Annotated in this window: 19 protein-coding genes; 14 read left to right on the top strand and 5 right to left on the bottom strand. The window is 59.7% G+C overall.

Going from position 1 to position 17,842, the window contains the following annotated elements:
* Positions 1-96: 96 nt before the first annotated feature.
* Together ACP15V_RS03770 and ACP15V_RS03775 are read right to left on the bottom strand one after the other, a co-directional pair.
* On the bottom strand, positions 97-1,503 hold the full coding sequence (locus tag ACP15V_RS03770) for an FAD-binding oxidoreductase (RefSeq protein WP_424942342.1): 1,407 nt from the start codon (positions 1,501-1,503) through the stop codon (positions 97-99).
* A 31-nt stretch (positions 1,504-1,534) separates the two neighbouring features.
* On the bottom strand, positions 1,535-2,329 hold the full coding sequence (locus tag ACP15V_RS03775) for a 2-dehydro-3-deoxygalactonokinase (protein ID WP_424942343.1): 795 nt from the start codon (positions 2,327-2,329) through the stop codon (positions 1,535-1,537).
* A gap of 474 nt (positions 2,330-2,803) precedes the next feature.
* On the opposite strand from ACP15V_RS03775, the gene rpmH reads away from it, so the two are divergent.
* The 9 genes from rpmH (at position 2,804) to yihA (ending at position 10,750) form a co-directional block, all read left to right on the top strand.
* Positions 2,804-2,938 (top strand): 50S ribosomal protein L34, encoded by a 135-nt coding sequence (rpmH, locus tag ACP15V_RS03780; protein WP_048599009.1) that lies wholly within the window; start codon positions 2,804-2,806, stop codon positions 2,936-2,938.
* A gap of 113 nt (positions 2,939-3,051) precedes the next feature.
* A complete protein-coding gene (gene rnpA, locus ACP15V_RS03785; protein ID WP_424942344.1) occupies positions 3,052-3,426 on the top strand; it encodes a ribonuclease P protein component in 375 nt (124 codons plus the stop codon).
* A 79-nt stretch (positions 3,427-3,505) separates the two neighbouring features.
* Positions 3,506-3,760: a membrane protein insertion efficiency factor YidD gene (yidD, locus tag ACP15V_RS03790; RefSeq protein WP_424942345.1), complete on the top strand. Its 255-nt coding sequence runs from the start codon at positions 3,506-3,508 to the stop codon at positions 3,758-3,760.
* Positions 3,761-4,004: 244 nt separating this feature from the next.
* Positions 4,005-4,409, top strand: a complete 405-nt coding sequence (locus ACP15V_RS03795) for a hypothetical protein (RefSeq protein ID WP_424942346.1) — start codon at positions 4,005-4,007, stop codon at positions 4,407-4,409.
* 530 nt (positions 4,410-4,939) lie between these two features.
* Positions 4,940-5,785, top strand: coding sequence for a tRNA 2-thiocytidine(32) synthetase TtcA (gene ttcA / locus ACP15V_RS03800; protein WP_424942347.1), 846 nt, complete (start codon positions 4,940-4,942; stop codon positions 5,783-5,785).
* Between the two features lie 98 nt (positions 5,786-5,883).
* Positions 5,884-7,428, top strand: coding sequence for a putative bifunctional diguanylate cyclase/phosphodiesterase (locus tag ACP15V_RS03805; protein ID WP_424942348.1), 1,545 nt, complete (start codon positions 5,884-5,886; stop codon positions 7,426-7,428).
* Between the two features lie 105 nt (positions 7,429-7,533).
* Positions 7,534-9,345 carry a membrane protein insertase YidC gene (yidC, locus tag ACP15V_RS03810; protein ID WP_424942349.1) on the top strand — a complete coding sequence of 604 codons (1,812 nt, stop codon included), beginning with the start codon at positions 7,534-7,536 and terminating at the stop codon, positions 9,343-9,345.
* Positions 9,342-10,100, top strand: coding sequence for an MOSC domain-containing protein (locus tag ACP15V_RS03815; protein ID WP_424942350.1), 759 nt, complete (start codon positions 9,342-9,344; stop codon positions 10,098-10,100). Before yidC ends, ACP15V_RS03815 begins: the two co-directional genes overlap by 4 nt.
* Positions 10,097-10,750 (top strand): ribosome biogenesis GTP-binding protein YihA/YsxC, encoded by a 654-nt coding sequence (gene yihA, locus ACP15V_RS03820; protein WP_424942351.1) that lies wholly within the window; start codon positions 10,097-10,099, stop codon positions 10,748-10,750. Before ACP15V_RS03815 ends, yihA begins: the two co-directional genes overlap by 4 nt.
* A 126-nt stretch (positions 10,751-10,876) precedes the next feature.
* On the opposite strand, the gene ACP15V_RS03825 is transcribed toward yihA, so the two are convergent.
* A complete protein-coding gene (locus tag ACP15V_RS03825; protein ID WP_424942352.1) occupies positions 10,877-11,611 on the bottom strand; it encodes an SDR family NAD(P)-dependent oxidoreductase in 735 nt (244 codons plus the stop codon).
* Positions 11,612-11,739: 128 nt separating this feature from the next.
* On the opposite strand from ACP15V_RS03825, the gene argB reads away from it, so the two are divergent.
* The 5 genes from argB to ACP15V_RS03850 all read left to right on the top strand — a co-directional run bounded on the left by argB (position 11,740) and on the right by ACP15V_RS03850 (position 15,080).
* Complete coding sequence (argB, locus tag ACP15V_RS03830; protein WP_424942353.1) at positions 11,740-12,600, top strand: acetylglutamate kinase; 861 nt, start codon at positions 11,740-11,742, stop codon at positions 12,598-12,600.
* Positions 12,601-12,767: 167 nt separating this feature from the next.
* The gene (locus ACP15V_RS03835) at positions 12,768-13,562 is read left to right on the top strand and encodes a sterol desaturase family protein (RefSeq protein WP_424942354.1); all 795 of its coding nucleotides are present in this window, start codon (positions 12,768-12,770) and stop codon (positions 13,560-13,562) included.
* Positions 13,559-14,185 (top strand): ferredoxin, encoded by a 627-nt coding sequence (locus tag ACP15V_RS03840; RefSeq protein ID WP_424942355.1) that lies wholly within the window; start codon positions 13,559-13,561, stop codon positions 14,183-14,185. Before ACP15V_RS03835 ends, ACP15V_RS03840 begins: the two co-directional genes overlap by 4 nt.
* Positions 14,182-14,685 carry a SixA phosphatase family protein gene (locus ACP15V_RS03845; RefSeq protein ID WP_424942356.1) on the top strand — a complete coding sequence of 168 codons (504 nt, stop codon included), beginning with the start codon at positions 14,182-14,184 and terminating at the stop codon, positions 14,683-14,685. Before ACP15V_RS03840 ends, ACP15V_RS03845 begins: the two co-directional genes overlap by 4 nt.
* A gap of 26 nt (positions 14,686-14,711) precedes the next feature.
* Entirely contained in the window at positions 14,712-15,080 is a 369-nt protein-coding gene (locus ACP15V_RS03850) for a GFA family protein (RefSeq protein WP_424942357.1), read from the top strand.
* Positions 15,081-15,574: 494 nt separating this feature from the next.
* Here the strand turns inward: ACP15V_RS03850 and ACP15V_RS03855 are convergent, their stop codons facing one another.
* Complete coding sequence (locus ACP15V_RS03855; protein ID WP_424942720.1) at positions 15,575-16,318, bottom strand: amino acid ABC transporter ATP-binding protein; 744 nt, start codon at positions 16,316-16,318, stop codon at positions 15,575-15,577.
* Positions 16,319-16,371: 53 nt separating this feature from the next.
* The gene (locus tag ACP15V_RS03860; RefSeq protein WP_424942358.1) at positions 16,372-17,841 is read right to left on the bottom strand and encodes an amino acid ABC transporter permease; all 1,470 of its coding nucleotides are present in this window, start codon (positions 17,839-17,841) and stop codon (positions 16,372-16,374) included.
* Between the last annotated feature and the right edge of the window lies 1 nt (position 17,842).

The raw sequence follows: 17,842 nt of genomic DNA on the forward strand, positions 1-17,842 counted from the left end.
AAAACTCACACTCCTTATATATTCTATAGTTATAGTGGGCAGATTTGCGCAGCGCAGCATATGTCGATGAAGCCATCCGCCCCGGGCAGCGCACGCCTATTCCGGCAGCAATTTCCCCGGGTTCATGATGCCTTTCGGGTCCATCGCATGTTTGATCTGGCGCATCACCTGAAGAGCCGCAGGCGATTTTCGGCGGCGCATGGAGGGGAGTTTGGACAGGCCAATGCCGTGTTCAGCCGAAAAACTGCCGCCCAGCGACAGGACCACATCTTCAACCGCTTCCATCACCGGGTCACATAGGGCCGCGTTGCTGGGGTAGACACAGTAGTGAATGTTGCCATCCCCCAGATGCGCGACCGAGAGCGTGTCGGCCCCCGGATCCAGATCCTGTAGCACCTCCTGCATCCGGGTGAAAAACCCGTCGATCACATCCAGCGGCAGGGCGATATCGTTGTTCACAATGGGGTTGCGCGACAGCGACACCTCGGCGGCGGCTTCGCGGCGCGCCCACATCTCGGCCCGTTGCGCATCGTTTTGGGCGATCACCGCGTCAACCACCTGCCCGTCTTCCATCCGCTCGGCCAGAAGCTCCTCCAGGTAAGACACGATGGGCAGGCTGCCATCCGCTGCGGGCGTGGCATCGCGTGTCGCCAGCGCGCCCACCTCGATCAACAGGTTGACCTCGTGACGGTCGGCAAAGGGCGGGCGGCTGTCCGGGTGCATTTCCTGCAACCGGGCGACATAGGCGGCGGGCATATATTCAAACGCCTCCACCGCGCCGCCGGTGCCGGTCTGCAGGTGATTGAGCAGATCCAGCGCATCCGTCAGCGTGGGCACCGCCACCATCGCCGTGGCAAAGGCGCGCGGCGCAGGCACCAGTTTCAGAACCGCCCCGGTGATCACCCCCAGCGTGCCTTCCGCGCCAATGAACAGGTTTTTCAGGTCATAGCCCGAGTTGTCCTTGTGCAGTTCGCGCATCAAATCAAGCCGCGTGCCGTCGGGCAGCACCACCTCCAGCCCCAGGCAAAGATCGCGCATATTGCCGTAACGCAGCACGTTCGATCCCCCCGCATTGGTCGACAGCATCCCCGCGATCATCGCAGAGCCCTTTGCACCGAAGGTCATCGGAAAGCTCAGGCCATGCTCGGCCACCGCCCCGTGCAAGGTTTCAAGCACAACGCCCGCATCCACAATTGCCAGATGGGCCTTGGGGCGAATGTCACGGATCCGGTTCATCCGATCAAGCGACAGGATCAGCGCATCCGGCCCCGCCTGCCCGCCGCCGGTCAACCCGGTGCGGCCAGAAACCGGCACCACAGCTGTGCCGTGATCATGGGCGATCCGCATCACGGCAGAGACCTCATCCGTGCTGCCGGGCCGCAGCACCGCCAGCGGGTTGCTGGTATATTTCCCGGTCCAGTCCGTGACCCAGGGGGCACAATCCGCCCCGGTCAGCACGTATTTCGTCCCAAGGGCACCGAGAAGCTCGTCCAGAAGGGTCATGTCTGCTCTGTTGTTTGTATTGTTGAAACCGTTACGCCGGTTCAGGCGTTTTCGGATGCAGCCCGTCCAGCGCGAGCGCCGCCCCGTCATGCGGTTCCGCCATCACCCCCTGTGCCTTCAAGGCCTGGGTGTAGATGGCGACAGGTCCGGCATCGCCGATCACCGCCACCCGTTGCCCCAGCCAATACGGGCGCATCGCGGCAAGCTCTGCACCAATCAAGGCACCGCTGAGTTCCGCCTGCGCCGCGGCCTCATCCAACTGCCCCAGAGTTCTGGCGGAACGCAGGCTGGCGATCCGTGTTGCGAGCTGTTGCGGGCGGGCAATCACATCCGACATCGCATCGTCAAATCCGGTCCCAGTGCACAGCTTGGCCCCAAAAAGATGGGCCATCTGGCTGGTGGCGGCGGCCTGGAAACTCACGACTTCCTCGGCGCTGATCTGTGCCCAGACAGTTTGACTGCCGATCAGGCAGGCGACCCCGTCAAACCCCGGGTCACGCGCCAACAGCCCAGCCAGACGCGCCACGTCATAGCCGATCAGCCCGGCAGGCGCGTCCTGTTTCACAGCGGGATAGACGTAAAGGCGCGGATCCACCTCGGGTACATGGCGCGGTTCGGCCAGTTTGCACGGCACCGTGACAGGGGCACCAACCCGCACCCCGGTGGCCAGAATGCGCGTATGGGGCTGCAAGGACACCGTGTGTTCAATCTCCGGCACCAAGGAGGCCAGGGTCACACCAACATTCAGCCCACGGCGAATCTCGTCCCCACCATCGGGCCACATGCGCAACACATGCCCCTTCACTTCAACTGCAATCCATTCCATATTTATTCCCCCGAATACGTTTCGAGCCGTTTTTTGCTCGCATGTTTCTCTCGAAACGATCAGACTTTGGTAGCCTTGCCGACGTTTTCAAATCAACTCGTGTCTCACGTTGTTTCGCGAACGCCTAAGGTCATACGCACAAACCCGGTCAGACCCCTGCCTGACCCATTTCCGGCTGTTTATACCATAAATTCCGGGGCTTCACCCACCAAACCCGTCAAATCCGGCTTATCTCAGCAAAAAACCTCTTGATCTTGTGGGGTTGAATGGGGAAATCACGGCATGGCCTGCAAGAGGGATGGCTGCAAATTTCTTGGGTTTTCCCATTTGACTTGCGCCCCAATGCCCCCTATAGACCGGGCTTCGAAGAAACACCTGCCCGAATCCGTTTGCATATGCATCGGCGGCTGCTTGATCTGAGAGATCAGAGCGCGGATCGCCAGACCGGACACAGGGCCCAAACGGAGACGGGCGATGAAACGCACCTACCAACCCTCGAACCTGGTTCGCAAACGCCGCCACGGCTTCCGCTCGCGCATGGCCACCAAAGCTGGCCGCAAAATCCTGAACGCGCGTCGTGCGCGTGGCCGGAAGTCGCTGAGCGCATAAGCCTTGGCTGCAGTCCGATCTGTGACTGCACCGGACAAGACAAGCTGCAAACCGCCGAGGCCCCGCGCCTGCGGCGGTTTTTGCGCGTGATCTTATGAGATTGAGCGATGTTCATGCCCCTGACCACCCTGACCCAAAGACCGGATTTCCTGGCCGCCGCCCGTGCGCGCCGCGCACCGCAACCAGCGTTTTTGTTACAGGCCCGCAAGCGACGGGAGGGGGAAGCGCCCGGGGATGAGATTCGCATCGGTTATACCTGTTCGAAAAAGGTCGGCAACGCGGTGGCCCGCAACCGCGCCAAGCGCCGCCTGCGTGAAATTGCGCGCGAAGTTCTGCCCGCCCATGGGCACCCCGGCTGGGACTACGTGCTTATTGGCCGCAAGGACGCAACCGCCAGCCGCGCCTATACTGATCTTGTCGCAGATTTGATTCGTGCCGTGAAAGAGGTCCACACCCCGCGCAAGCCGCGCCCGAAACCGAAAAACTAGAAAACTAGAAAACTAGAAAACTAGAAAACTAGAAAACTAGAAAACTAGAAAACTAGAATCCAAAGTGAAAGCCCCGTCAATGACCCCGCTTGCCCATATCGCCGCGCTGCCCATCCGGGCCTATCGGCTGATTTTTTCGCCCTGGGTTGGGTTCAATTGCCGGTATCAACCCACTTGCTCGGCCTATGCGCTGGAAGCTTTGGAAAAACACGGCGCGATCAAAGGCAGCTGGCTTGCCGCCAAGCGCATTGCCCGCTGCAACCCTTGGGGGTCATGTGGCTATGACCCGGTTCCCGACGGAAACCGCGATCATTCCCATTGCGATCACGGCTGACGTGCCCTTTTCGTCACATATTTGATTTTCATACAACTCTTCCTTGATTGGTGTTTTGGTTGCGCTAAAACACCCTCATCCGCAACGCATGAAAGAAGGAGGCGTTACATGACGAATATCAGCGTATGTCTCCGCCGTGCAGCGGATTTCCCGGCCTCTCACGCCTCGTAATGCACCGCATTACCGCCTGACGGCCCCGTCGCCTTCGATGATCAGACAAGATTGACCGCAAGACAGGTGTGTTTTGCGCGCTGATTTTCGGAATTTCCTGACACCTCACCATCAAGATCAATCCCCTCAGCGTTGCGCCCGGCGCCTGCTTTGGTCGATTGCACTCTTTTCGGTGATCTCCACCCACAATCCGCGCGGCCCCATCGGGCCCTTGCGCGTTCAAGAAAGGGAACCGGCGAAGACCGGTCATAAAGCAATGATGGACAGTAATTTTCACCCTGGGGCGCCTCGGCTTCAGGATCTGATCAACGATCTCGTCACCGAATACGGGGCGGGCCGCGTCACACGCGTGCTGCTCGGCAATCTGCTGGCGCGGCTGCGTCGGCCGAGGGGGAGTGAGCTTAGCAATCACCTGCGCCGCGACATTGGCTTGCCGCCGCACGATCCGCCCCCAGGGTTCCGAGATCTCATGATGTAATCATCGGGGGCCATCGCGCCCCCACCCCAAGGACTATGCCTGACAGAACGGTGTGCGTTTCCACGTCACCGAACGGGTTTCTGCGGCCCCATGCTGTCTGCATTTCAAGGATTGAGCTAAAGCCGGCTTGAGGTCGCAGACTGCCCCCGAATCGAAAAAAGGAACAGGTTATGACATTCTTTTCAGACGCTCCCGTCCCCCCGCGTCCCGCCAACCCGATGGCACAGGTCATTGCCGCGTTGGTGAAACGCCATGGGCGCTGGCGGGTGCTGCGGGCGGCCTTGTTTGCAGGACGCCCTCTGCCCCGTCGCAAGAAACGCGCGCCGGTCCCGGATCAGCTGAGACGGGACCTTGGCTTGCCACAAGGGCGCGCACGCCAACCTGGCTCAGGTTTTCGCGACCCGATTTTGTAACTTGCCCCGCCTCCGCCTGCCGGGGGCGGCCCTTCCCTGCCATGCGCTCCGCCCCGGTTCGTACCTTGGTGGGCGAACGGCTTGTCACATGGGCGAAAACCCAATAAAGGCGGGGCCATGACTGACACGCTCGACGATATCCACCCGCTTTTTGCCGGCGCCCCCTCAACCACCGAGTTCAAGAAACTGCGCAAGCGGATCATCCGCAATGTGCGCGAGGCCATTGACCAATACGGCATGGTCGAACGCGGGGCCAAATGGCTGGTTTGCCTGTCGGGCGGCAAGGACAGCTACACCATGCTGGCCGCGCTTTACGAGCTGAAGTGGCGTGGTGTCCTGCCCGTCGAGCTTCTGGCGTGCAACCTCGACCAAGGGCAGCCGAATTTCCCGGCCACCGTGTTGCCGGAATTTCTGGACCGTATGCAGGTGCCGAACCGGATCGAATATGAAGACACCTTTTCGATTGTCATGGACAAGATCCCGCAAGGGCGCACATTCTGCTCTCTCTGCTCGCGCCTAAGGCGCGGAAATCTTTATCGAATTGCGCGCGAAGAGGGCTGTTCCGCCGTGGTGCTGGGCCATCACCGCGATGACATTCTGGAAACCTTTTTCATGAATCTCTTCCATGGCGGTCGCCTGGCCACCATGCCCCCCAAACTGGTCAATGAAGAGGGTGACCTGTTTGTGTATCGCCCGCTGGCCCATGTGGCCGAAGAAGATTGCGAGAAGTTCGCCACCCAGATGAACTACCCGATCATCCCCTGTGATTTGTGCGGCTCCCAGGATGGGTTGCAGCGTCAACAGGTTAAGGGAATCATCGATCAATGGGAAAAGAACTTCCCGGGGCGCCGTCAAATTATGTTCAAAGCGTTGATGAACACCCGCCCAAGCCACCTTCTGGATCCCCAATTGTTCGATTTTGTTGGGCTTTCGCGCGATGCAGCGGCAAATAGCGAAAATTAAAACAAAATTCCTTGCCGCCATTAACGATCGATTGACTCCATGTTCCTAATTTGTCCGAGCCGGGGCACTGTCGCGCCGGGTTAAGAGGACGAAGATGTATGGCTGCCATCGGTACTTCCAGTTTCGCTAAACGGGTCAAAGAGACCATTCGTGCCGCAATTTTGGGGCCGCAATTGGCAGCATTTCTTCCAGCGGCAGCCCTCGGGGCGTTCTGGTTTGGCGGAGAAGGGCTGCTTGTGGTGTTTGCAGTCATCTTTCCAAGTCTTCTGCTGGTGGCCGGCCTTTTGACCAAACCCGCCCCGCAAATCAACCATGGCCCGGTGGATCCGATAACGGAATTGCCCATGCGCCCGCGGTTGGTAAAATCATTGGATCGCGCGTTGAAACGGGAAGATGTGCCGCCCAAAGCCTGCGTCGTCGTCGAGGTGGATCATTTTGAAGACGCGCGCAGCAATCTTGGTGATCCGGCGGCTGACAAGCTGCTTTTCAGCTGCGGGGAACGAATCAAGGAAGTCATGCGCGCATCGGATCTGGTGACGCATTTGGGGGGCGCACGGTTTGGGTTGTGTCTGGACAAAACGCGCCGCGCCGATTTGGAGGCGCTGATCCAACTTGCCGGTCGCCTGCAAGCCGCTTTCGATCAGCCCGTCATTATCGACAATCTTCAGGCGCATTGCAGCCTGTCGGTGGGTTTTGCGATCCCATCTCGGGTGAAAGAACAATCCGGTGAGGCCATTTTGAATGCCGCGGAAAGTGCTCTTCGCGAAGCCATGTTCTCGGGTCCCGGATCCATCCGCGCCTATTCGGCCGATACCCGCGTGCGTGCTGACACGTCTGAGCATTCGATCAAAGAAATCCTGAACGCGCTGAACGATGGTCAAATTGTTCCCTGGTTCCAGCCACAACTCTCTACCGACACCGGTGCCCTGTCCGGCTTTGAAGCCCTGGCACGCTGGAACCACCCGGAAAAGGGGCTGATTGCCCCAGGTGCCTTCTTGCCCGCCCTGGTCCAGGCCGGATTGTCGGAGCGACTGGGTGAAGTGATCCTTTATCACGCGCTGACGGCCTTGAAAGATTGGGACAAACTTGGCCTGGATGTCCCGTCAATTTCGGTTAATTTCTCCGCTGATGAGCTGCGCAATCCGCGCCTGTTCGAGAAGGTGAAATGGGAACTGGACCGCTTCAACCTTGACCCCAGCCGACTGACCATCGAGATCCTTGAAACCGTCGTGGCCCGGTCGGATGACGACGTTACCTCGCGCAATATTGCGGCCTTTTCACAGCTCGGCTGCGGCGTGGATCTGGATGATTTCGGCACCGGACACGCCTCAATTTCCAGTATCCGCCGATTTGATGTCAGCCGGATCAAGATTGATCGCAGTTTTGTAACCCATGTGGATTCGGATCGTGATCAGCAAAGCATGATCGCCGCGATCCTCACCATGTCAGAACGCCTCGGCCTGGAGGCCATTGCCGAAGGGGTCGAAACCCATGGTGAACATGCCATGTTAGCCCAGCTTGGCTGCACCCACGTTCAGGGATACTCGATTGCAAAGCCCATGCCGTTTGATGCCACAGTGGGCTGGTTGCAAACGCTTGAGGAAAAAGTCGCCGCGTCGGCCATCTTGCCCAAGCGCGCCTGAGTGTTTCCTGAGTATTCCTTGGTCTTTTCCGGGAAAACTGCTTGACCTTTTGCCTCAGGCCCGCTTGAACCACTCTGACCAATTTCCTCAAGAGCGGTGGGCCTGATGGACGACCAGAACAAGAACCTGATCCTGGCAACAGTACTGAGCTTTCTCGTGATCACCGGATGGCTGATCATGTTTCCCCCGGCGGAACCTGTTCCCAGCCCGGAAGCTCAGCAAGCAGGTTCCGAACAACTGACCCCACCGGCGTCCTCCACACAAGACGACACGGCATCAGCCCCACAGTCCACCACCGAGGACATGTCGGAAGCTCAGGCTGAAGCAGGCCGAGTCGATATCGACACGCCGAAGCTGGAGGGATCCATTTCACTTCTGGGAGGCCGCCTTGACGACTTGCGCCTGAAATCCTATCGCACCTCGCTTGCGGATCAGAGCCCGATCGTCACCCTGCTCAAGCCTACCGGCGATGCTGGTGCGTATTACGCGCTTTATGGCTGGACGCCCGGTGGTCAGACCGCAATCGAAGATGTTCCCGGTCCCTCAACCATCTGGGCTGTGGAAGGTGGTGAAAAACTCACTCCGTCAACTCCGGTCACCCTGCGTTGGGACAGCCCCAATGGTTTGATCTTCCGTCGTACGATCTCGGTTGACGAACACTATATGTTCGACATTGCGCAATCGGTTGAAAACACTGGCACCGAAGCCCATCGCGTCGCGCCTTACGGTGTTTTGGCGCGTCACGGCGAACCCTCTGACTTGAAAGGGTTCTTCATCCTGCACGAAGGAATCATTCGCCAGACGGATACCGAGTTGGCGGAGATTGACTATGATGATGTTGTCGATCTTGATTTTGACAGCCGCGAAGGTGCCCGAGCCGAGGTTGCCGAAATCGAAGAAAACGGCTGGGTCGGATTTACCGACCACTACTGGATGACCACCATGATCCCGGCCTCGGGCCAGCCTTTCACGTCGGCTGTGCGCTATGCGGAGAACTCCGACATCTTCCAAACCCAGATCCGCTTGCCGGTTCAGGATGTCGCCCCCGGAGCCACAATCGAAGCAGAGACCCGTTTGTTTGCCGGCGCCAAGGAATGGGAAACCATCCGGAACTATCAAAACAACGAAGGCGTTTACAAATTCCTCGACTCGATTGACTGGGGCTGGTTCTTCTTCCTCACCAAACCGATTTTTGCCCTGCTGCATTGGTTGAATGGCGTGATTGGCAATATGGGCTGGGCGATCATTGCCCTGACCCTGGTGATTAAGGCCGTGCTCTTCCCGCTGGCCTACAAATCCTATGTCTCGATGGCGAAGATGAAGGAATTGCAGCCCGAGATGGAGAAAATTAAAGAGCGCGCAGGCGATGACCGCCAGAAGGTCCAGCAAGAAATGATGGAGCTTTACAAGCGCGAAAAGGTCAACCCGGCCTCGGGTTGTCTGCCGATCCTGCTGCAGATCCCGATCTTCTTCTCGCTCTACAAGGTGATTTTCGTCACGCTGGAACTGCGCCACGCACCGTGGGTAGGTTGGATCCGCGACCTGTCTGCACCGGACCCGAGCTCGATCCTCAATCTGTTTGGCCTGCTGCCCTACGCCGCACCGTCACCGGAAAGCTTCCTCGCGATCATCTCGCTGGGCGTGCTGCCGATCCTTCTGGGGATCTCGATGTGGCTGCAACAAAAGCTGAACCCGGCGCCCACCGACCAGACCCAGGCGATGATCTTTGCCTGGATGCCGTGGGTGTTCATGTTCATGTTGGGCGGATTTGCTTCGGGCCTTGTGCTGTACTGGATCGCCAACAACACGATCACGTTTACGCAGCAATATCTGATCATGCGCAGCCATGGGCATAAACCGGATGTGCTGGGCAATGTGTTGAAAAGCTTCAAACGCCGTGCAAAGGACGCCGGATGACCGGGCAGATCGCCCAGATCTGGCGCCACCCGATCAAGGGACATGGGCGCGAAGCAATGGTAAAAGCGCGGCTCGAACCGGGTCGCGCTTTGCCTTTTGATCGGCAGTGGGCGGTGCTCCATGAGGCGGCAAAACTGGAAGAAAACCTGGATGGTTGGCAGGAATGCCGCAATTTTTCGCGGGGCGCCGGGGTGCCACTTTTGCAGGCGATGGAAGCCCATTTCGACATGCCGACCGGGACGGTGACCCTGACCCACCCCAAAATGCCCGGCCTGACGTTCAACCCGGACAGGCCGGAAGACCAGGCACGATTTATCGACTGGGTCCAGCACCTGACCCCGGCTGGGCGGCCAAAACCCGCGCGTATCATCAAGGCGGAAAATGCGATGACGGACAGCCAAACCGTGTCGCTTTCCCTGATCAACCTTGCCAGCCACCAGGCGGTTTGCAACCAGATCGGGCGCGACCTCTCACCGTTGCGGTGGCGCGGTAACCTGTTGGTATCTGGACTTCTTCCTTGGGAAGAGCGTGGTTGGGTCGGTAAATCAATCCGCATAGGAACCGCCGAGTTCACCATCCGAAAAGAGATCACCCGCTGCCGCATGACCGAAGCCAGCCCCCGCACCGGAGAGCGCGACGCCAACACGCTTGGCGCGCTGCGGGATGGGTGGGGCATTCAGGAAATGGGTGTGCATGCGGTGGTAACAAAAACCGGTGAAATCACCGTGGACGACAAGATCGAGGTGCTGGAATGACGCAACTGCCTTTCCCGATGGCTGAGGAGCCGGATGAGATTTCTCGCGAAAAAGGGCGCAAGCTTTTTGCCGGTCAAACCGACTTTCTGAAAGGGGTCGTGGCCATGTCGGGCCTGCCCGATGCCGACCGGTTGGAAGTCTGCTTTGCCGGCCGCTCCAACGTTGGAAAATCTAGCCTTATCAACGCCCTGACCGGTCGCGTCAAGCTGGCGCGGGCGTCCAATACGCCGGGGCGCACGCAAGAGATCAACTTTTTCACCACCACGGATGGGCCCTATCTGGTTGACCTTCCGGGCTATGGGTTTGCCAATGCACCGGTGGCGGTGGTCGAGAAATGGCAGCGCCTGTTGAAGTCGTATTTGTCGGGTCGTGCCAATCTGCGCCGGGCGTTTGTACTGATTGACTCGCGCCACGGCGTGAAGAAGGTCGATGAGGAGATTATGACCCTTCTCGACAAATCTGCCGTTACTTTTCAAGTGGTTATGACCAAGGCGGACAAGGTGAAGGAAAAGGATCGGGCAAAGATCCTCGATCAGGTGCGCAAGGCCCTGTCGAAACACCCGGCCGCCTATCCCGAGATGGTTTTAACCTCGTCTGAAAAAGGTGACGGGATTGCCACCCTGCGGGCGATCATTGCGGGGCTCGACTAAGGGCCTGAGACCCCACTTAGGTCCGAAACTTTAAACTCTTTACAGGTCTGCAGGTGAAAACTTTAAAGTTTTCGCCGTCAGAAACGCGAAAGTTTAAAGTTTTTAAAGCCCCGCCGACCGCCCAGATCAGACGTGCTGCGCCCCGTTCACCTCGATCTCGGTCCCCGAGATGTAGGAGCTTTCGGGCGAGCAGAGAAAATAGATCGCAGCGGCCACCTCTTCGGGTTGGCCCAGACGTTGCATCGGCAATTTCTCGACAATCTTCTCGGTCCCCGGCGACAGGATGGCGGTTTCCACTTCGCCCGGCGCGATGGCGTTCACGCGCACGCCCAGCGGGCCAAAATCATGGGCCATTTCGCGGGTCAAAGCGGCAAGCGCGGCCTTGGAGGTGGCGTAAGCCGCCCCCGCAAACGGGTGCACGCGCGACCCGGCGATTGAGGTCACATTGACCACGGCGCCTTTGGCGGCGGCCAGTTCGTCTTTCAACCCGCGCGCCAGAACCACCGAGGCGAAGAAATTCACGTGAAAGACCTTGCCCCAATCCATCAGGTCGGTGTCGAGCGTGCTGAGCCGCGCGCCGCCCGGCCCCTTTGGCGAAATGCCCGCGTTGTTGACCAGTGCATCGAGCCGCCCATCCAGTTTTTCCTGAATGACGCCCACCGCGTTGATCGTGTCGGCGGGATCCGAGAGGTCGAGCACCACGTGGTTTTCCGACCCGCCGCCCCAGGGACATTCGTCCGGAAAGGGTTGGCGCGAACAGGTGATCACCCGCCAGCCTTCGCGGTTGAACCGACGCACGGTGGCGTGGCCGATCCCACGGCTGGCCCCGGTCAGTAGAAGGGTTTTGCGGTCATCTGCCATGATAGGTTCCTGTCAGGTTGAGGGCATTTGTCTCTCGGGCTCACCCTATCACCGGGGCGGCGGGGCGCAATGCCCTCTTGGCAGGGCGGCGTGCAGCGCGTAACAGAAGGGGGAACAAGGACAAAAAGATGAAGACGCAGAACATGAACCGCGATTGGATCGCCACCGCCCGTACACTTTCCCAGGCCCTGCCCTATCTGCAGCGCTATGCCGGCGCGACGGTTGTCATCAAATTTGGCGGCAACGCCATGGGCAGCGACGAGGATATGGCCAGTTTCGCGCGCGACATCGTGTTGATGCGCCATGTGGGCGTGAACCCGGTGGTGGTGCATGGCGGCGGGCCGATGATCAACGCGATGCTGGACAAGCTGGACATCCAAAGCGACTGGGTGAATGGCAAGCGGGTGACCGATGCGGCCACGGTGGAAGTCGTGGAAATGGTGCTGTCGGGCGTGGTGAACAAGCGGATTGTGCAGGCGATCAATGCCGAGGGCGGCAAGGCCGTGGGCCTGTCGGGCAAGGATGCGAACCTTGTGATTTGTGATCAGACCAACCCGGATCTGGGCTTTGTCGGCACGCCTGCCGAGGTTGATGCCACGATCCTGAGCGACCTTGCAGCGGCGGAGACCATTCCGGTGATTGCGCCCCTGGGCGCGGGCCGCAACGGCGAGACCTTCAACATCAACGGTGACACGATGGCGGGGGCGATTGCCGCCGCGCTAAAGGCCGATCGCCTGCTTTTGCTGACCGATATCGAGGGGGTGAAGGGCGCAGATGGCGAGGTTTTGACCGAACTTTCCGCCAGCCATATTCGCGAATTGATTGCCGAGGGCGTGATTGCCGGCGGCATGATCCCCAAGACCGAAACCGCATTGGCGGCGGTCGAGGGCGGCGTGCGCGCCGTGGTCATTCTGGATGGTCGTGCGCCCAATGCCTGTCTTCTGGAGCTTTACACCGATCACGGTGCGGGCTCGATGATCCGCGCTTGAGGGGGGTGTGAGCGGGGGTGAAAAGGGGCGCTGCCCCTCGGCCCCGCTCTACGAGCGGTCCCTCACCCCGAGGTATTTACGACAAGAAAAAGCGCGCAGATCACGTGGTGGCCATCTGTCGCGGCAATGTGACTTGTCACCGCGCGGAGGGGGCGTAGAGTTTCGGAATGGAACATGAAGCCCTTATTCGACTGACGGCCTTTTTGGGTCTGTTCGTGCTGTTCACCGCCCTGGAAACCTGGGCGCCGCGCAAGCGCCGTGTGCAGGGGCGGGCGGCGCGCTGGACCACCAATTTTGCGATCATCGTGATTGACGCGCTGACCACGCGGGCGATGGCGGTGTTTCTGCCGCTTTTGGCGGTTGGCGCGGCGATGGATGCGGCGGCGCAGGGGTGGGGATTGTTGAACTGGCTGGCGCTGCCCGGTTGGGTGTCGGTGGTTCTGGCCGTTTTGATTTTGGATTTTGCCATTTGGTTTCAGCACCTTGTCTTTCACAAAGTGCCGCTGTTGTGGCGGTTGCACCGGGTGCATCACGCGGATCGGGACATTGATGTGTCAACCGCGCTGCGCTTTCACCCGGTGGAGATTGCGGCCTCGATGCTGATCAAGATCGGGGTGGTGTATCTGATCGGGGCGCCCGCCTTGGGGGTGGTGCTGTTCGAGGTGATTCTGAACGGATCGGCCATGTTCAACCATGCCAATATGCGCCTGCCGCTGGGGGTGGATCGGGTGCTGCGACGCGTTTTGGTGACGCCTGACATGCACCGGGTGCATCATTCGGTGCATCGCCATGAGACCGACAGCAATTACGGGTTTTGCCTGTCGATCTGGGATCGCCTGTTCGGCACCTATACCGACCAGCCGCAGGATGGGCATGACGGGATGGTGATCGGATTGCAGTGGCAGGACGCGCGGCCATCGAAGCTGGGCTGGAGCCTGATGCTGCCGTTTCGGGACAAATGACGCTGGAGGAGCTGACCCGGGCGGCCCGCGCCGCGCAGTTGGACCTGTTCGGGCATGTGGCGGACGGCGCGGCGACGGTGCTGTTGCTAGGGCCTCATGAGCCGGGGTTCTGGGCGGTATTTTCATCGGCGCCGGAATATCTGGATGGGCGGCCCGATCCGCTGGATCGCTGGTCGAAGCGGGTGATTGGCGGGTTGGCGGCGGCATGGGAAGGCGAAGCGGTGTTCCCGTCCGACGGCCCGCCCTACCCGCCGTTTTTTGCCTGGGCGCAAGAGAGCGGGCGCGCGTGGTCCTCGCCCGTTACGCTTTTGGTACATGACCGGGCCGGACTGTGGGTGAGTTTTCGCGGCGCAGTGCGCCTGCCCTATGTGCTTTCCCCAACCGCCCTGCAGCCCCGCCCCTGTGACGCCTGCGCCAAACCCTGCGAAACCGCCTGCCCGGTGGGGGCCCTGACCGCAGACGGGTATGACGTGCCGCGCTGCCACACATACCTCGAGACTGAAGCGGGGCAATCCTGCCTAACGGGCGGTTGTGCAGTGCGAGTTGTTTGCCCTTTGTCACAAACCTATGGCAGGTTGAATGAGCAGTCCCATTTCCACATGAAAGCGTTCCACCCCAAATGACCCGCACCCTGATCCTGACCCGACACGCAAAATCCAGCTGGAATGACCCTGCGCTGGAGGACCACCAGCGCCCGCTGAACAAACGCGGCGTGGCCTCGGCCAAGGCCATTGGTCGCTGGATCGCTGATCACGGGGCAACGCCCGGCCAGGTGCTCTGTTCCGACGCCGAGCGCACCCGGGAAACCTGGGCCAATATCGCGGACAAACTGGTGGGTGCGCCAGAAGCGGACTATCGCCGCGCGCTGTATCTTTCAGATCCCGAAACTATGCTGGCGGAACTCAAAACCGCGGAGGCCGAGGTGGTGATGATGATCGCCCACAATCCCGGCACCGCCTATCTGGCGCGCCGTCTGGTGGCTGAACCGCCCGCGCATGAGAAGTTCCACCATTTCCCCACCGCCGCCACTGCGGTGATCCGGTTTGACGTGGACAGCTGGGCGGATGTGACCTGGCACAGCGGTCTTGTGGACGGGTTCGTGGTGCCGCGCGAGCTGATCTGAGGCATATCGCCGGAAAGGAGACCCAGATGGACACTCACTCCGGCGGCTGCCTCTGTGGCAATATCCGCTTCACGACAACCGGAAGCCCCCTGCGGGTGGGCATCTGCCATTGCGTGAACTGCCGCAAGCATCACGGCGCGCTCTTCTATGCGGCCGCAATCTACCCGCAGGATGCCGTGCAAGTTGAAGGCAAAACAAACGCCTATCAGGGGCGGCATTTCTGCCCCACCTGCGGCTCCTCGGCCTTTGCAATGACGGGCGATGAGATAGAGCTTCACCTCGGCGCGCTGGATCAGCCCAACCAGTTCACACCGGATTACGAGCTTTGGACCGAGCGGCGTGAAAACTGGTTACCAGAGTTTCCCGACATACCGTCTTTCCCGCGCAATCGTTAAGGCGTTTCGGGATAAACTTGAGACACATGTTTATTCCGAAACGCCCAAGACATTGATATCTTTTGCCGCGTTTCGGTTTTGCCCTGTGTCAGGTTAAAACCGAAACGCTTTAAGGAGATACGTCAGGGGAAGCGTGGGGGAAGGGGCGCTGCCCCTCGCCTCTCCGAGGCTCACCCCGAGGTATTTGAAGCAAGAAAAAGAGGGCGCCGAAGCCCCCTCTTCCTCCAAGAGATCCGGTCTCTTTTCCTTGCACGGTCATCGGCGCCTCCGCCTGTCCCGTATGATCATGCTGGCAGATTTTGGTTAACAACCCGTTTCTTTTTCTTGCTCCAAATACCTCCGCCGGAGGCAAGAAAATGCCGAGCGAAGCGAGGCCACGCCGTTCCGCAAAGAGGCCGCCGCAGGCGGAGGATGGCGGGGCGGAACACCCCTGACCAAAAGAAAACGCCCCGGCGACACAGGCCGGGGCGTTTCCACGTTTGTTTAAGCAAAGATCAGAGGATCTGGCTGAGGAACAGTTTGGTGCGTTCCGATTGCGGGTTGTTGAAGAACTCTTCCGGTTCGTTTTGTTCCACGATCTGGCCCGCATCCATAAAGATCACGCGGTTAGCGACCTCTTTGGCGAACCCCATTTCATGGGTCACGCAGAGCATGGTCATGCCCTCTTCGGCCAGTTCCACCATGGTTTCCAGCACTTCCTTGATCATCTCAGGGTCCAGCGCCGAGGTGGGTTCGTCAAACAGCATAATGCGCGGCATCATGCACAGCGAACGGGCGATCGCCACGCGCTGCTGCTGACCACCCGACAACATGCCCGGATATTTATGGGCCTGTTCCGGAATTTTCACCTTCTCAAGGAAATGCATTGCGCGCGCCTCGGCCTCTTTGCGGGGCTCTTTACGCACCCAGATGGGCGCCAGCGTACAGTTTTCCAGGATGGTCAGATGCGGGAAGAGGTTGAAGTGCTGAAACACCATCCCCACTTCTGAGCGCACCTTGTCGACGTTTTTCAGGTCCGAGGTGAGCTCGGTCCCGTCCACGATGATCTGCCCTTCCTGGTGTTCTTCCAGCCGGTTGATGCAGCGGATCAGGGTCGATTTGCCCGACCCTGACGGCCCCGCGATCACGATCCGTTCGCCCTGATAGACGGTCAGATCGATGTCGCGCAGCACGTGAAACGCGCCATACCACTTGTTCATGCCCCGAATTTCGATGGCAACTTCATCCGACACCTGCATTTTCGAGCGGTCGGCGTGATGGTCGAGAGTAATAGAAGACATACTCTACTCCTTTAACGATGGTCCGTGCGCAGACGACGTTCGAGATACATCGAATAGCGCGACATGGAGAAACAGAAGACGAAGAACAGGAGGGCGATGAAGCCGTAAAGCTCCCATACCAGTCCAATCCAATTCGCATCTGCACGGATCGAGTTTGACAGGCCCAGCGGGTCGAGAAGGCCGATGATCGACACCAGCGTCGTATCCTTGAAGACGCCAATGAAGGTCGACACGATGCCCGGGATCGAGATCTTGAGGGCCTGCGGCATGATGATCAGCCGCTGTGCCTTCCAATAATCCAGACCCAGCGCATCCGCCGCTTCATACTGACCCCGCGGCAGGGCCGCGAGACCGCCCCGGATCACCTCGGCCATATAGGCGGAGGCAAACAGGGTGACCATGATCAAGACGCGCAGGATGATGTCGAAATCGGTTCCCGGCGGCAAGAAGATGTTCAGAAGCGTCGAGGCGACGAACAGAAGCGTGATCAGCGGCACACCGCGGATGAACTCGATGAAGCCCACGCAGAGCGTCTTCACGATGAACAGATCCGACTGACGCCCAAGGGCCAGAACGATGCCGATCGGCAGTGAGCAGCCAATGGCCACCACACCGATGGTGATCGACAGCATGAAGCCGCCAAAGTCACGGCTGACAACCTTGACCAGATCCAGCGGAATGATCGACGCCATCGCGTTGCCAAAAGGCATCGCCATAAAGAACCACCACCCCAGCACAACAAGCACTGACAGGATCATCCCGATCAGGCTGCCCAGGGCCGCGGACAGGTATTTGAAGGCAAAGAAGCCAATCACGAACCCAAGCGCTGCGGCAATCGGCATCCACAAGCTGCCACCCCAAAGGAGCCACGGCGTGAGGAAGGGGAAGATTGCAGTGAAGATCAGCGGATTGGGCAGGCGTTTTGCGCCCTGTTCAATCTCGGCCGCGCGGGCCGTTTTGTCGGTGGACAGGGCTTTATAGCCCAGCGCCGCACCGGCAAGGATCAGGGCCGCGCCCAGAACCATGCCCATCAGGCCACCCAGATAGAGGCCGGTTACGCCCAGCACCAGGCACAAGAGCACCCAGTTCATCCGGCGCGAGATCATATTGAACAGCACCGGCGTCACCGCCACAAACAGAAGGGCAAAGGCCAGGATCGGGCGCCAGTATTCTGCCGGCGGGTAGAAGCCGAACAGAAGCTGGATCCAGCGTTCCCGGATCACGCCCCAACAGGCGACGTGGCCGCCCCCCGTCAGTTCGCGACAATGGTTGACCGAGGTGCCGGACCAGGTGGGCGCGATGGCCCAGCCCAGGAAGGCCGCGATAATCCAGATCACAAAGACCAGCGACAGGATCGACAAGATGGAATTCAGAACCGAGCTGAACAGGTTGGCCCGCATCCAGCCGATCACCCCAACGGATGATGCGGGCGGGGCGCGTTCGGGCAACATGTCAGAGCGGACATAAGACATATCGGACATA

Source organism: Aliiroseovarius crassostreae (genome assembly GCF_049803815.1).
GTDB classification, from domain to species: domain Bacteria; phylum Pseudomonadota; class Alphaproteobacteria; order Rhodobacterales; family Rhodobacteraceae; genus Aliiroseovarius; species Aliiroseovarius crassostreae_A.

Coding starts and splice junctions, on each gene's coding strand:
- ACP15V_RS03770 (WP_424942342.1), bottom strand. CDS start 1,503: ATGACCCTTCTGGACGAGCTTCTCGGTGCCCTTGGGACGAAATACGTG.
- ACP15V_RS03775 (WP_424942343.1), bottom strand. CDS start 2,329: ATGGAATGGATTGCAGTTGAAGTGAAGGGGCATGTGTTGCGCATGTGG.
- rpmH (WP_048599009.1), top strand. CDS start 2,804: ATGAAACGCACCTACCAACCCTCGAACCTGGTTCGCAAACGCCGCCAC.
- rnpA (WP_424942344.1), top strand. CDS start 3,052: ATGCCCCTGACCACCCTGACCCAAAGACCGGATTTCCTGGCCGCCGCC.
- yidD (WP_424942345.1), top strand. CDS start 3,506: ATGACCCCGCTTGCCCATATCGCCGCGCTGCCCATCCGGGCCTATCGG.
- ttcA (WP_424942347.1), top strand. CDS start 4,940: ATGACTGACACGCTCGACGATATCCACCCGCTTTTTGCCGGCGCCCCC.
- ACP15V_RS03805 (WP_424942348.1), top strand. CDS start 5,884: ATGGCTGCCATCGGTACTTCCAGTTTCGCTAAACGGGTCAAAGAGACC.
- yidC (WP_424942349.1), top strand. CDS start 7,534: ATGGACGACCAGAACAAGAACCTGATCCTGGCAACAGTACTGAGCTTT.
- ACP15V_RS03815 (WP_424942350.1), top strand. CDS start 9,342: ATGACCGGGCAGATCGCCCAGATCTGGCGCCACCCGATCAAGGGACAT.
- yihA (WP_424942351.1), top strand. CDS start 10,097: ATGACGCAACTGCCTTTCCCGATGGCTGAGGAGCCGGATGAGATTTCT.
- ACP15V_RS03825 (WP_424942352.1), bottom strand. CDS start 11,611: ATGGCAGATGACCGCAAAACCCTTCTACTGACCGGGGCCAGCCGTGGG.
- argB (WP_424942353.1), top strand. CDS start 11,740: ATGAAGACGCAGAACATGAACCGCGATTGGATCGCCACCGCCCGTACA.
- ACP15V_RS03835 (WP_424942354.1), top strand. CDS start 12,768: ATGGAACATGAAGCCCTTATTCGACTGACGGCCTTTTTGGGTCTGTTC.
- ACP15V_RS03840 (WP_424942355.1), top strand. CDS start 13,559: ATGACGCTGGAGGAGCTGACCCGGGCGGCCCGCGCCGCGCAGTTGGAC.
- ACP15V_RS03845 (WP_424942356.1), top strand. CDS start 14,182: ATGACCCGCACCCTGATCCTGACCCGACACGCAAAATCCAGCTGGAAT.
- ACP15V_RS03850 (WP_424942357.1), top strand. CDS start 14,712: ATGGACACTCACTCCGGCGGCTGCCTCTGTGGCAATATCCGCTTCACG.
- ACP15V_RS03855 (WP_424942720.1), bottom strand. CDS start 16,318: ATGCAGGTGTCGGATGAAGTTGCCATCGAAATTCGGGGCATGAACAAG.
- ACP15V_RS03860 (WP_424942358.1), bottom strand. CDS start 17,841: ATGTCCGATATGTCTTATGTCCGCTCTGACATGTTGCCCGAACGCGCC.